The organism is Stenotrophomonas sp. GW821-FHT02D01, from assembly GCF_059421765.1.
Map to the genome: position 1 here is coordinate 324,486 of NZ_JBWKVP010000001.1, position 12,141 is coordinate 336,626.

A 12,141-nucleotide genomic window follows, 5' to 3' on the forward strand; every position below is an offset into this window, starting at 1 on the left:
TAAGCTGGCGGGGTCCGCAGCCTGCGGGCCCCGCCGACTGGAGCGCGCTGCCGATGGACCATTTCGCCGCCCTGCGAGCCCTGCGCGCGATCGTCGACGCCGGCAGTTTCAGTGCCGCCGCCGAGCGGCTGGGTACCACCCATTCGGCGATGTCGCGGCAGTTGCGTCAACTTGAAGAGCACCTGCAGGTGCGGCTGCTGGATCGCAACAGCCGGCGGCTGTCGTTGACCGAGGCCGGGCGCGACTACTACCGCGAGGCGGTGGCGCTGCTTGACCGGCTGGAGGCCGCCGATGACCGTGCGCGGGCCGGCCAGGCCCAGCCCAGCGGGCGCGTGCGGGTCAGCGTGCCGCAGGTGGTCGCCAGCCAGGAGCTGCCGCATTGGCTGCCTGGCTTCCTGGCGCGCTATCCGCAGGTTGCGCTGGAACTGTCGGCCGACGATCAGCTCGTCGATGTTGTCGGCGGGGGCTTCGACCTCGCCCTGCGCATCGCGCCGTCCTTGCCTGACAGCCAACTGGTCGCCCGTGAACTGGCGCGATGCCCGCGCATCCTGGTTGCGGCACCGGCGTACCTCGCTCGGCAGGGACTGCCTCGGCAGGTGACCGACCTGCAGAACCACACCTTGTTGGGGTTCAACCCTGTTGCGGCGATGACGCCGTGGCAGCTGCACGGACCGCGCGGTGTCATCGCCAGCGTGGAAGCAGGCCAACGACTGCGCGTGGACGCCACGCCGGCACTGTATGCGGCCGTGCTGGCCGGCATGGGCATCAGTCTGTTCATCGCGCTTACGGTGCAGGAAGATCTTCGCGCCGGCCGCTTGATCCGCGTGCTGCCCAGCTGGCACGGTGGCACGCGCTGCTATTTCGCGCTGTATCCCCATGCGCGTGCGCTGGCGCCGAAGGTGCGCGCGCTGGTCGATCATCTCGCCACGCATTACGCTGCAGCGTCGGGTGCGGCAGGGTAAGTCGCACGGCAGTGGTGAGGAGTGGGGATGGAGCCGGTGTATCTGCTGGTCGCGCTGGGCGCGATCGTCGCGGGGTTCGTGCAGGGCCTGTCGGGATTTGCGTTCGGCATGGTTGCGATGTCGTTCTGGGCGTGGGGGCTGGATCCCCGGCTTGCGGCGACGCTGTCGGTGTTCGGCGCGCTGGTCGGCCAGTTGCTGGCGGTGTTCACCGTGCGCCGTGGCTTCAACCTGCGCCTGCTGCTGCCGTTCGTGCTCGGTGGGTTGGCGGGCATTCCGCTTGGCGTGCTGGTGCTGCCGCAGCTGGACATGGTCTGGTTCAAGGCGCTGCTGGGAGGATTCCTTGCGCTGTGGTGCCCGGTGACGCTGATGGCGCGTTCGTTGCCACGCGTCACCGTTGGCGGCCGGTTCGGCGACGCGCTGGCCGGTATGGCCGGCGGTGTGCTCAGTGGCATCGGTGGCTTCGCCGGGCCGGTGCCGACGCTGTGGAGCACGCTGCGTGGCTTCGGCAAGGACGAGCAGCGCGCGGTCATCCAGAACTTCAACCTGGCGATGCTGGCGGTGACCATGGCCACCTATGTCGGTACCGGCATGGTCACCCGGCAGATGCTGCCGTACTTCGCCATCGTCGCGCCGGCGATGCTGGTGCCAACGCTGCTGGGGGCGAAGCTGTATGTCGGTATCAGTGAAGTGCGTTTCCGGCAGATCGTGCTGGGGCTGTTGACGGCCTCCGGCGTTGCCATGCTGGCCTCGTCGCTGCCGTTGCTGCTGTCCCGCGGGGCGGCGGGATGAGGGCTCAGGCGGGCCGCAGCATGCGGAAGCGTTGATCGGCGGTGATCCGGAAATAGTCGGCCGGTCCGCCACCGCGCAGGATGGTGTCGCTCGCTGCGGTGTCGTAGATGCCGTCGACGAGCAGCCGCGTATCGATATGCACGGCGACCACTTCTCCCAGTACCAGCCAGCCATTGGTGTCATTGCCGGCCGCATCACGCAGGCGCACGATCTGCGTGCAGCGGCACTCCATGCTCACCGGGCTCTGCGCCACGCGCGGCGGTGCAACCTGCTCCGAGGCCAGTGGTGTCAGCCCGGCCAGGACGAACTCGTCCACGTCCGGCGCGACTGCGCGGCAGCTCTCGTTCATTGCCTGGGCCAGATCGAATGTGGCGAGGTTCCAGACGAACTCGCCGGTGGCTTCGATGTTGCGCAGCGAGTCCTTGCGGCCCTGGCTGCTGAAACCAATGATCGGCGGCGTGTAGTTGAACGCGTTGAAGAAGCTGTAGGGCGCCAGGTTCACATTGCTGTCGGCATCACGACTGGAGATCCAGCCGATGGGGCGCGGGCCGATGATGGCGTTGAACGGATCGTGTGGCAGGCGATGGCCATCGGCCGGGCGATAGCTGTGGAAGCGGGGAGGGAGGGGGGCTGCCATGGGCGTGTTTCCGCGGGAGTCGAGCGTGCTCGACGCTACAAAAAAGGCCGCGATCCCGACGGACCGCGGCCTTGTCGTTTACGGCATGGACTGGATCAGCGCTGCTGGATCTTCGACAGCAGGCGCAGGAACTCCACATACAGCCAGACCAGGGTCACCATCAGGCCGAATGCGCCATACCATTCCATGTACTTCGGCGCGCGCTGGGCCACGCCGGTTTCGATGAAGTCGAAATCCAGCACCAGGTTCAGCGCGGCCACGACCACCACGAACAGGCTGAAGGCGATGCCCAGCCAGCTGGCGTCATGGATCACCGGCACGTTGATGTTGAAGAAGCCCAGCACGAACGAGGCCAGGTACAGCAGGGCGATGCCGCCGGTGGCGGCGACCACGCCGAGCTTGAAGTTCTCGGTAGCCTTGATCAGGCCGCTGCGGTAAGCGAACAGCAGCGCGAACAAGGTGCCGAAGGTCAGCAGCACCGCCTGGAACACGATGCCCGGGAACTTCATGTTGAACACGGCCGAGATGGCGCCCAGGAACAGGCCCTCCACCAGCGCATACATCGGTGCGGTGACCGGCGACCATTCCTTCTTGAACACGGTGATCAGGGCCAGCACCAGGCCACCGATCGCCCCGCCCATGGCGTACAGCTTGGCGCCGGCCATCACCTGGCCATAGTCGTCTACGGTCTGGTTCCAGGCAAACGCTGCAGTCAGCACGGTCAGCAGCAGCAGGAAGCCGGTCTTGTTGACGGTGCCGTTGAGGGTCATTACCTGGCCGGGGCTGGTTACCACCGAGCCACTGGCCAGATCGAGGAAGGTCGACTCGGAAAGAGCCGGGTTGCCGCTGCGCATGCGAGGTCTCCGTGCGAAAAGGGGGCGATTCGGCCATCCGGCCGCTGGCTGCGAGCATAGCCGATGACTGCGTAAGCCGTGGTCATGGCGGGGCAGGGCAGGCATTGCGCGTTGACAGTTCGCACGGCGCTTGGCCACAATGGTCAGCTCCCCGGGTTCACGCCCGAGGGGATTGCAACACCGGGGTATAGCGCAGTCTGGTAGCGCGCCTGCTTTGGGAGCAGGATGTCGGGGGTTCGAATCCCTCTACCCCGACCAATCCACATCACGTCGGATTGGACGCCGTTCCGGTTCGGGCGCCCGTAGCTCAACTGGATAGAGCACCGGCCTTCTAAGCCGGCGGTTACAGGTTCGATTCCTGTCGGGCGCGCCATTGGTGCGACACCGGAACGCAGCCGGCGGATGTGAAGAAGTGCTTGCAAAACCCTGGCGACTCCACCAGAATGTCGGACTCGCTTCGGCGGACCGGAACTTCGGTGACAGTCCTCGGGCAACGTATCAAGCGTCAACGTCGGCGATATCGGCGGTGAAGCGAAAGTTTCAGTGGTGGCTGTAGCTCAGTTGGTTAGAGTACCGGATTGTGATTCCGGTGGTCGGGGGTTCGAATCCCCTCAGCCACCCCACTGATTCAACCGCATCGGCATCGCCGAAACGGTATTGCAATAAACAGGTCGCCGGCTATAATGTGCGCCTGAGTTTCAAGGGCTGTTAGCTCAGTTGGTAGAGCAGTTGACTCTTAATCAATAGGTCCAAGGTTCGAATCCTTGACAGCCCACCAAGACAGAAGCCATCGGGTCCGCCCGGTGGCTTTTTTCTTCAAGATGTAACCCTTCGCGATGGATCGCCGGTTGCAGTGCTTGTTTCAACGACGTTGAAGAAAGTGCTTGCAACGCCGTCGCGGATCGGGTCATAATTCGCCCCCCGATTTCGGGCTGTTAGCTCAGTTGGTAGAGCAGTTGACTCTTAATCAATAGGTCCAAGGTTCGAATCCTTGACAGCCCACCAGACGAAAGCCACTTGGTCCGCCAAGTGGCTTTTTTCTTTATGTCTCCGCTGGCGTGGAGCCGGCCGGAGGATAGCCCCCTTGAGTCAAGGGGCGCGGCGAAGCCGGGGGATGTGGGTGTTGGTGAGAGGGGACCGCGCGGTGCGCAGCAGCGCGGCGTGGGGCGGCAGCGCGAATGCGCAGCCGCGTCCCCAAGGTTCGAATCCTTGACAGCCCACCAGACGAAAGCCACTTGGTCCGCCAAGTGGCTTTTTTCTTTTCTGCGGCAGCGTCGGTAGATCCACGCCATGCGTGGATATCGCAGGCAGGCATTGATGGGTTCATCCACGCATGGCGTGGATCTACTGAAGCACGGCTGAAATCAGCGTCACATGCGTCATCAGCATGTTCAATGCTGTGAGCTGCTTCTCACCGGTTGCTGCCGGCATCGCTCCCAATAGGTGTTCCGCGCCGAAGGCGCATGCATGAGGAGTGCTTCGATGACGTTCAACAAGAGCATGGGCGTGATACTGTCCGGCCTGGTGGTGATCGCCCTGTCGGGCTGCAGGGCGGACGAGGCCACTGCCGGGGCCGCGCCGGATCACGCGCAGACGGTCGAACGACCTGCGGATGTCGACCATGTCGCTGCACGGCCGGTGGACGGCAACGTCGCCGCGCATCCGGCCGGGGCGACAGGGGAGGTGCTGTCTACCGGCGCGGTTGAAGTGGTGCGCTCCGTCGATGGCGCCACGCTGGAAACGCCCAGTGATGATGCGGCCGGCGTCACTGCGGGCGAAGCACCGAAGCCCGCGCCGACCGCCCACTGACCCGGATCGGCCTGGGCGGGATGCGCCCAGGCCGACTCCAAAGGGCAATTTCCCTGTTCAGTTTTGTGGAAGCCTTCCGCTTTCCGCCCCCGCCTGCAACAATGAACACCTGAGCCGGCCACGCGAAAGTGGCGGAATTGGTAGACGCCCTGGATTTAGGTTCCAGTGCCGCAAGGCGTGGGGGTTCGAGTCCCCCCTTTCGCACCAGGCCGGCCCGTCCCCCGCCCAGTCGGGCATTCCGCGTCAACCCCTGCGCCCGGCCGTGCTGGCGGCGCCGCCCGAATTGGGCGAAACTAAAGGGCTGCGGCAAGCAGGCGCGTCATCGACGTCGTGTCCTTACAACCGTTTCATCCATCATCGAGCCGGGGGCCAGGGCGCCACCGGTGGCAGGAGTCAACATGCAAGCTTCGATCGAAACCATCGGCAACCTGGAACGCCGCCTGAGCTTCTCGCTGCCGGAAGACCGTCTGCAGAGCCACATCAACGGCCGCCTGGGCGAAATCGCCCGCACCACCCGCATCAAGGGTTTCCGTCCGGGCAAAGTGCCGGCCAAGGTGATCGAGCAGCGCTTCGGCGCGCAGGTCCGTGGCGAGGCGCTGGACGGCCTGCTGCGCGAAACCTTCGACGCCGCCGTGCGTGAGCACGACCTGCGCATTGTCGGCAGCCCGCGCATCGACAAGGGTGACGAGGGTGAGTTCTCCTTCGTGGCCACCGTCGAAGTGGTGCCGGACTTCGGTGACATCGACGTCAGCAAGCTGACCGTGGTGCGCCACACCGCCGAAATCACCGATGCCGACATCGACCAGATGATCGAGAACCTGCAGACGCAGCGTCGCAGCTGGTCGCCGGTCACCCGTGCCGCGCAGGACGGCGACCTGGTCGCACTGGAAACCTGGTCGCAGGCTGGTGACGAGCGCCTGCCGGCCGAAGGCATCGAGAAGGGCAGCATCGTGCTCGGCCAGGGCATGATGTTCGAGACCATCGAGCAGGGCCTGGTCGGCATGGCCAAGGACGAAGAGAAGACCCTGGACGTCGAGTTCCCGGCTGACTGGCGCGTGCCGGCGCTGGCTGGCAAGACCGTGCAGGTCACCGTGAAGGTCAGCGACGTGTCTGAGCCGGTCGTGCCGGCCGTCGATGAAGCCTTCATCAAGAGCTTCGGCGTGAAGGGCGGCGACGTCGAGCAGTTCCGCAGCGACATCCGCGCCAACCTCGAGCGCGAGCTGAAGGGCGCACTGATGAACCGCCTGCGTCGTGAAGTCGGCGAGCAGCTGATCGCGGCCTACGCATCGGTGGAAATGCCGCCGCGCCTGGTCGAGAACGAAGCCCGTGCCATGCTGGCCCAGCAGGTCGAGCAGATCCGCCGCAGTGGCCGCAACCCGGGCGAGATCCCGGCCGACGCCCACGAAGGCTTCAAGGACGCTGCTGCCAAGCGCGTGCTGGTCGGCCTGGTGGTCGGCGAAGTGGCCCGCAGCAACGACCTGCGCCTGGAGCCGAAGCGTCTGAATGAAACGATGCGTCTGATCGCCTCGACCTACGAAGAGCCGGAACAGGTCATTGAGATGTACCGCAACGACCCCCAGCTGATGTCTGGCCTGCAGAACCGCGTGATGGAAGAGCAGGTGATCGACTGGATCGCCGAGCGCGCCCAGCACACTGAAGAAAAGCTGTCGTTCCAGGACGCGATCCGCCAGTAATCCCGGGCGGATCCCCGGATACCCCGCGCCAGCCCTGGCGCGGGGTTGTTTCCCCCCAAGATAGGTGCCTCACGAAATGGACAACCGAACCAAAGCCCTGAACATGGTTCCCATGGTGGTCGAGCAGACCAGCCGCGGCGAGCGTGCCTACGACATCTATTCGCGCCTGTTGAAGGAGCGCCTGATCTTCCTGGTTGGCCCGATCGACGATCACATGGCCAACGTGGTGGTGGCGCAGCTGCTGTTCCTGGAAGCGGAAAATCCGGAAAAGGACATCAGCATCTACATCAACTCGCCGGGTGGCGTGGTCACCGCCGGCATGGCGATCTACGACACCATGCAGTACATCAAGCCGGACGTGAGCACCATCTGCGTTGGCCAGGCCGCCTCGATGGGCGCGCTGCTGCTGGCGTCCGGTGCGGCGGGCAAGCGCTATGCGCTGCCGAACTCGCGGGTGATGATCCACCAGCCGCTGGGTGGCTTCCAGGGCCAGGCCACCGACATCGACATCCACGCACGCGAGATCCTGACCCTGCGTGCGCGCCTGAACGAAGTGCTGGCCAAGCACACCGGCCAGTCGCTGGAGACCATCGCGCGCGATACCGAGCGCGACAACTTCAAGAGCGCGGTCGATGCGGTCGCCTACGGCCTGGTCGACCAGGTCCTGGAGCGTCGTCCGGAAGAGTCGATCCAGGCCGGCTGACCGGCACTCACGGGGCCATGGCAGGCCCCGTTCCTGCAGGGTCGGGTGGACTGATGTCCCTCCGGCCCTGTGTTATTCTCGAATCGAACCCCCGTTCAGCGGGTGGGGTAACTGGGTAAGCGAAGCATGAGCGAAGACCGCCAAGGTCGTTCCACGGACACCGGCAAGATCCTCTACTGCTCTTTCTGCGGCAAGAGCCAGCATGAAGTGCGCAAGCTGATTGCCGGTCCGAGCGTGTTCATCTGCGATGAGTGCGTGGAGCTGTGCAACGACATCATCCGAGAGGAGCTTGAGGAAAAGGCGCAGTCGGCGCGCAGTTCGCTGCCCAAGCCGCGCGAGATCCTCGAGGTGCTCGACCAGTACGTGATCGGACAGAACCGCGCCAAGCGGACCCTGGCCGTGGCCGTGTACAACCATTACAAGCGCATCGAGAGCCGCCAGAAGAACGACGAAGTCGAACTGGCGAAGTCGAACATCCTGCTGGTCGGTCCGACCGGTTCGGGCAAGACCCTGCTGGCCGAAACCCTGGCCCGCCTGCTCAACGTGCCGTTCACCATGGCCGACGCCACCACGCTGACCGAAGCCGGTTACGTGGGCGAGGACGTGGAGAACATCATCCAGAAGTTGCTGCAGAAGTGCGACTACGACGTCGAGAAGGCACAGCAGGGCATCGTCTACATCGATGAAATCGACAAGATCTCGCGCAAGAGCGAGAACCCGTCGATCACCCGCGATGTGTCCGGCGAAGGCGTGCAGCAGGCCCTGTTGAAGCTGATCGAAGGCACCGTGGCCAGCGTTCCGCCGCAGGGTGGCCGCAAGCATCCGCAGCAGGAATTCCTGCAGGTGGACACCAAGAACATCCTGTTCATCTGCGGCGGCGCGTTTGCCGGCCTGGACAAGGTGATCCAGCAGCGTTCCAACGACGCCGGCGGCATTGGCTTCGGCGCCAAGGTGAAGAGCAGCGAGCGCAAGCAGGAAGTGGGCAAGGTGCTGGCTGAAGTCGAGCCGGAAGACCTGATCAAGTTCGGCCTGATTCCCGAGTTCGTGGGTCGCCTGCCGGTGGTCGCGACCCTGGAGGAGCTGGACGAGCCGGCCCTGATCCGCATCCTGACCGAGCCGAAGAACGCCATCACCAAGCAGTTCAAGAAGCTGTTCGAGATGGAGAACGTCGAGCTGGAGTTCCGTCCGGACGCCTTGTCGGCCATCGCCAAGAAGGCGCTCAAGCGCAAGACCGGTGCCCGTGGCCTGCGTACCATCGTCGAATCGGTCCTGCTGGACACCATGTACGACCTGCCGTCGCAGGAAAACGTCAGCAAGGTTGTCGTGGATGAATCGGTGATCGAGCACAAGTCCGAGCCATACCTGATCTACCAGACCCCGCCGGCTCCTGAACAGAAGGCCGCTGGCGCCGAATGATTCTTTCAACTTGTTGAATAGAAAGAATTTTCTCGGAACGTCTTGCATCTGAAAGCCGATGGCCCCATAACGGGGCCATCGGCTTTTTTTGTCTCCGGAAGATGCCCTCCCGGAGACGGTTTTCCCCTTCCCTGGAGCCCCCATGGCCCGTTCCCCAAGTGAGACCCTCGACCTGCCGGTCCTGCCGCTGCGCGACGTAGTGGTATTCCCGCACATGGTCATTCCGCTGTTTGTCGGCCGCGACAAGTCCATGCATGCGCTGGAACAGGCGATGGAAGCGGACAAGCGCATCCTGCTGCTTGCGCAGAAGTCGGCCGAGACCGACGACCCGCAGGCCGCCGACCTCTATCAGGTCGGCACCCTGGCGCAGGTGCTGCAGCTGCTGAAGCTGCCCGACGGCACCATCAAGGTGCTGGTCGAAGGCCTGTCGCGCGTGCAGGTGACCAGCGTCAGCGAACGCGATGGATCGCTGCACGGCCAGGCCGTGGAAATCGATGCCACCGATGCACGCGAGCCGCGCGAGATCGAGGCGATCGCCCGCTCGCTGATGTCGCTGTTCGAGCAGTACGTCAAGACCAACCGCAAGCTGCCGCCGGAGCTGCTGCAGACCCTGGCCGGCATTGATGAGCCGACGCGCCTGGCCGACACCATCGCCGCGCATATCAGCGTGCGGTTGTCGGACAAGCAGCGCCTGCTGGAAACGCTGGCCGTGGGCGAACGCCTGGAGATGCTGGTCGGCCTGGTCGACGGCGAGATCGACGTGCAGCAGATGGAAAAACGCATCCGCGGCCGCGTGAAGTCGCAGATGGAAAAGAGCCAGCGCGAGTACTACCTCAACGAACAGATGAAGGCCATCCAGAAGGAACTGGGTGACCTGGACGATGCGCCGGGCGAACTGGAAGAGCTGGCGCGCAAGATCGCCGAAGCGGGCATGCCCAAGCCGGTGGAAGCCAAGGCGCGCAACGAGCTCAACAAGCTCAAGCAGATGTCGCCGATGTCTGCCGAAGCAGCGGTCGTGCGCAACTACCTGGAGTGGCTGCTGGGCGTGCCGTGGAAGAAGCGCAGTAAGGTGCGCAAGGACCTGAAGGCCGCGCAGGACACCCTCGATGCGGATCACTACGGCTTGGAGAAGGTCAAGGAACGCATCCTTGAATACCTGGCAGTGCAGTCGCGGGTGAAGCAGATGAAGGGTCCGATCCTGTGCCTGGTCGGGCCGCCGGGCGTGGGCAAGACCTCGCTGGGCCAGTCCATCGCCAAGGCCACCAACCGCAAGTTCGTGCGCATGTCGCTGGGCGGCGTGCGCGACGAAGCCGAGATCCGTGGCCACCGTCGTACCTATGTCGGTTCGATGCCGGGACGTATCGTGCAGAACCTCAACAAGGTCGGCAGCAAGAACCCGCTGTTCGTGCTGGACGAGATCGACAAGATGTCGATGGACTTCCGTGGCGATCCGTCCTCGGCGCTGCTGGAAGTGCTCGACCCGGAGCAGAACAACGCGTTCAACGACCACTACCTGGAAGTGGACCTGGACCTGTCCGAAGTGATGTTCGTGGCGACCTCCAACTCGCTCAACATCCCCGGCCCGCTGCTGGACCGCATGGAAGTGATCCGCATCCCCGGTTACACCGAGGATGAGAAGCTCAACATCGCCACCCGTTACCTGTCGCCCAAGCAGATCAAGGCCAACGGCCTGAAGCCGGAAGAGCTGGAAATCGGCAGCGATGCGATCCAGGACATCGTGCGCTACTACACGCGCGAATCCGGCGTGCGCAACCTGGAACGCGAGATCGCCAAGATCTGCCGCAAGGTGGTGAAGGAAATCGCGCTGGGTGGGCCGCAGCCGGTGGCGAAGGCGAAGAAGGGCGCGCGCAAGTCCAAGGCGCTGGTGAGCGTGTCGAGCAAGAACCTGGACAAGTACCTGGGCGTGCGTCGCTTCGACTTCGGCCGTGCCGAAGAAGAGAACGAGATCGGCCTGGTCACGGGCCTGGCCTGGACCGAAGTCGGTGGCGATCTGCTGCAGATCGAATCGACGCTGGTACCGGGCAAGGGCCAGCTGATCCTGACCGGCCAGCTCGGCAACGTGATGAAGGAATCGGCGTCGGCGGCGTTGTCGGTGGTGCGTTCGCGTGCCGAGCGCTTCGGCATCGATGCGGACTTCCTGCAGAAGCACGACGTGCATCTCCATGTACCCGATGGTGCGACGCCGAAGGATGGCCCCAGTGCCGGTGCGGCAATGGTGACCTCGCTGGTGTCGATGCTGACCAAGGTGGCCGTGCGCGCCGATGTGGCGATGACCGGCGAAATCACCCTGCGTGGTCGCGTCACCGCGATCGGCGGCCTCAAGGAGAAACTGCTGGCGGCCCTGCGCGGCGGAATCCGAACGGTGATCATCCCTGATGAGAACCGCAAGGATCTTGCCGACATTCCGGCCAACGTCACCCGCGACCTGGAGATCGTGCCGGTGAAGTACATCGAGGAAGTGCTCGATCTGGCCCTGGAACGTCCGCTGGCACCGAAGAAGACGCGCAAGAGTGCGCAGCGCGTCACGGTGCGCAGCAAGGCCAAACCGAGTGGAAACGCGCGCGTCAAGCATTGATGCGTCCTGTCGAAATGCTTGAAACCCGCGTCGTTGCTGGCTTTCCAGCTTGCGTGGGGGTAGGGCCGCTGGTATAAAAGCAGCACTCGCGAATGAGTGATCGCAGTCAGCGCTCACTGAATTCGGCGAACCGTTTCCACATGGCAACCGCATGCAGACGTCGTGCGGTTGCTTCCCTGTCGAATACGCGGAACCCACCGCCAAAGGAGTTGTAAAGAATGAACAAGACCGAATTGATCGATGCCGTTGCTGAAGCCGCCGACCTGACCAAGGCCGAGTCCAGCCGCGCTGTCGATGCCGTCGTTGCTGCCGTCACCAAGGCGCTGAAGGACGGCGATGCGGTCACCCTGGTTGGCTTCGGTACCTTCCAGGTCCGCGACCGTGCCGCCCGCACCGGCCGCAACCCGAAGACCGGCGACACCATCAAGATCGCTGCTTCGAAGAATCCGTCGTTCAAGGCTGGTAAGGCCCTGAAGGATGCTGTAAACTAAGCGGCTCGCTGGGGTGCTTAGCTCAGCGGTAGAGCGTCTCCTTTACACGGAGAGGGTCGGGGGTTCGAAACCCTCAGCACCCACCACAGCACCGCGGTAAGTTTGAAATGTGGAGCGGTAGTTCAGCTGGTTAGAATGCTGGCCTGTCACGCCGGAGGTCGCGGGTTCGAGTCCCGTCCGCTCCGCCAAC

The 12,141-nt window shown here is 64.1% G+C and carries 10 protein-coding genes and 8 tRNA genes; 16 read left to right on the top strand and 2 right to left on the bottom strand.

Annotated elements, in window-relative coordinates:
* The first annotated feature begins 53 nt into the window (after positions 1–53).
* Together AC07UW_RS01435 and AC07UW_RS01440 are read left to right on the top strand one after the other, a co-directional pair.
* On the top strand, positions 54–962 hold the full coding sequence (locus AC07UW_RS01435; protein WP_495211262.1) for a LysR family transcriptional regulator: 909 nt from the start codon (positions 54–56) through the stop codon (positions 960–962).
* 27 nt (positions 963–989) lie between these two features.
* Positions 990–1,751, top strand: coding sequence for a sulfite exporter TauE/SafE family protein (locus AC07UW_RS01440; RefSeq protein ID WP_495211263.1), 762 nt, complete (start codon positions 990–992; stop codon positions 1,749–1,751).
* 4 nt (positions 1,752–1,755) lie between these two features.
* On the opposite strand, the gene AC07UW_RS01445 is transcribed toward AC07UW_RS01440, so the two are convergent.
* Together AC07UW_RS01445 and AC07UW_RS01450 are read right to left on the bottom strand one after the other, a co-directional pair.
* On the bottom strand, positions 1,756–2,388 hold the full coding sequence (locus AC07UW_RS01445; protein WP_080149934.1) for a flavin reductase family protein: 633 nt from the start codon (positions 2,386–2,388) through the stop codon (positions 1,756–1,758).
* A 95-nt stretch (positions 2,389–2,483) separates the two neighbouring features.
* The gene (locus AC07UW_RS01450) at positions 2,484–3,242 is read right to left on the bottom strand and encodes a Bax inhibitor-1/YccA family protein (protein ID WP_099819174.1); all 759 of its coding nucleotides are present in this window, start codon (positions 3,240–3,242) and stop codon (positions 2,484–2,486) included.
* 181 nt (positions 3,243–3,423) lie between these two features.
* Here AC07UW_RS01450 and AC07UW_RS01455 point away from each other — a divergent pair.
* From AC07UW_RS01455 to AC07UW_RS01520, 14 genes are all read left to right on the top strand, one after another.
* Positions 3,424–3,500: transfer RNA gene (locus AC07UW_RS01455), tRNA-Pro, on the top strand.
* Between the two features lie 38 nt (positions 3,501–3,538).
* A tRNA-Arg gene (locus tag AC07UW_RS01460) sits at positions 3,539–3,615 on the top strand.
* A 173-nt stretch (positions 3,616–3,788) separates the two neighbouring features.
* Positions 3,789–3,865, top strand: a tRNA-His gene (locus AC07UW_RS01465).
* 79 nt (positions 3,866–3,944) lie between these two features.
* A tRNA-Lys gene (locus AC07UW_RS01470) sits at positions 3,945–4,020 on the top strand.
* A 151-nt stretch (positions 4,021–4,171) separates the two neighbouring features.
* Positions 4,172–4,247 (top strand) — tRNA-Lys (locus AC07UW_RS01475).
* Positions 4,248–4,724: 477 nt separating this feature from the next.
* Positions 4,725–5,051, top strand: a complete 327-nt coding sequence (locus AC07UW_RS01480; RefSeq protein WP_495211264.1) for a hypothetical protein — start codon at positions 4,725–4,727, stop codon at positions 5,049–5,051.
* 122 nt (positions 5,052–5,173) lie between these two features.
* Positions 5,174–5,258 (top strand) — tRNA-Leu (locus tag AC07UW_RS01485).
* Positions 5,259–5,449: 191 nt separating this feature from the next.
* Positions 5,450–6,745, top strand: a complete 1,296-nt coding sequence (gene tig / locus AC07UW_RS01490; protein WP_495211265.1) for a trigger factor — start codon at positions 5,450–5,452, stop codon at positions 6,743–6,745.
* Between the two features lie 76 nt (positions 6,746–6,821).
* Entirely contained in the window at positions 6,822–7,448 is a 627-nt protein-coding gene (clpP, locus tag AC07UW_RS01495) for an ATP-dependent Clp endopeptidase proteolytic subunit ClpP (protein ID WP_025878142.1), read from the top strand.
* A 126-nt stretch (positions 7,449–7,574) separates the two neighbouring features.
* On the top strand, positions 7,575–8,864 hold the full coding sequence (gene clpX / locus AC07UW_RS01500) for an ATP-dependent Clp protease ATP-binding subunit ClpX (RefSeq protein WP_099819177.1): 1,290 nt from the start codon (positions 7,575–7,577) through the stop codon (positions 8,862–8,864).
* 142 nt (positions 8,865–9,006) lie between these two features.
* On the top strand, positions 9,007–11,460 hold the full coding sequence (gene lon, locus AC07UW_RS01505) for an endopeptidase La (RefSeq protein WP_495211266.1): 2,454 nt from the start codon (positions 9,007–9,009) through the stop codon (positions 11,458–11,460).
* A gap of 218 nt (positions 11,461–11,678) precedes the next feature.
* Positions 11,679–11,951, top strand: coding sequence for an HU family DNA-binding protein (locus AC07UW_RS01510; protein WP_004146343.1), 273 nt, complete (start codon positions 11,679–11,681; stop codon positions 11,949–11,951).
* Positions 11,952–11,962: 11 nt separating this feature from the next.
* Positions 11,963–12,037: transfer RNA gene (locus tag AC07UW_RS01515), tRNA-Val, on the top strand.
* 25 nt (positions 12,038–12,062) lie between these two features.
* Positions 12,063–12,139: transfer RNA gene (locus tag AC07UW_RS01520), tRNA-Asp, on the top strand.
* Positions 12,140–12,141 lie beyond the last annotated feature (2 nt).

Bases quoted from the DNA above. Each gene is read 5' to 3' on its own strand.
- AC07UW_RS01435 (WP_495211262.1), top strand. From the start codon at position 54: ATGGACCATTTCGCCGCCCTGCGAGCCCTGCGCGCGATCGTCGACGCC.
- AC07UW_RS01440 (WP_495211263.1), top strand. From the start codon at position 990: ATGGAGCCGGTGTATCTGCTGGTCGCGCTGGGCGCGATCGTCGCGGGG.
- AC07UW_RS01445 (WP_080149934.1), bottom strand. From the start codon at position 2,388: ATGGCAGCCCCCCTCCCTCCCCGCTTCCACAGCTATCGCCCGGCCGAT.
- AC07UW_RS01450 (WP_099819174.1), bottom strand. From the start codon at position 3,242: ATGCGCAGCGGCAACCCGGCTCTTTCCGAGTCGACCTTCCTCGATCTG.
- AC07UW_RS01480 (WP_495211264.1), top strand. From the start codon at position 4,725: ATGACGTTCAACAAGAGCATGGGCGTGATACTGTCCGGCCTGGTGGTG.
- tig (WP_495211265.1), top strand. From the start codon at position 5,450: ATGCAAGCTTCGATCGAAACCATCGGCAACCTGGAACGCCGCCTGAGC.
- clpP (WP_025878142.1), top strand. From the start codon at position 6,822: ATGGACAACCGAACCAAAGCCCTGAACATGGTTCCCATGGTGGTCGAG.
- clpX (WP_099819177.1), top strand. From the start codon at position 7,575: ATGAGCGAAGACCGCCAAGGTCGTTCCACGGACACCGGCAAGATCCTC.
- lon (WP_495211266.1), top strand. From the start codon at position 9,007: ATGGCCCGTTCCCCAAGTGAGACCCTCGACCTGCCGGTCCTGCCGCTG.
- AC07UW_RS01510 (WP_004146343.1), top strand. From the start codon at position 11,679: ATGAACAAGACCGAATTGATCGATGCCGTTGCTGAAGCCGCCGACCTG.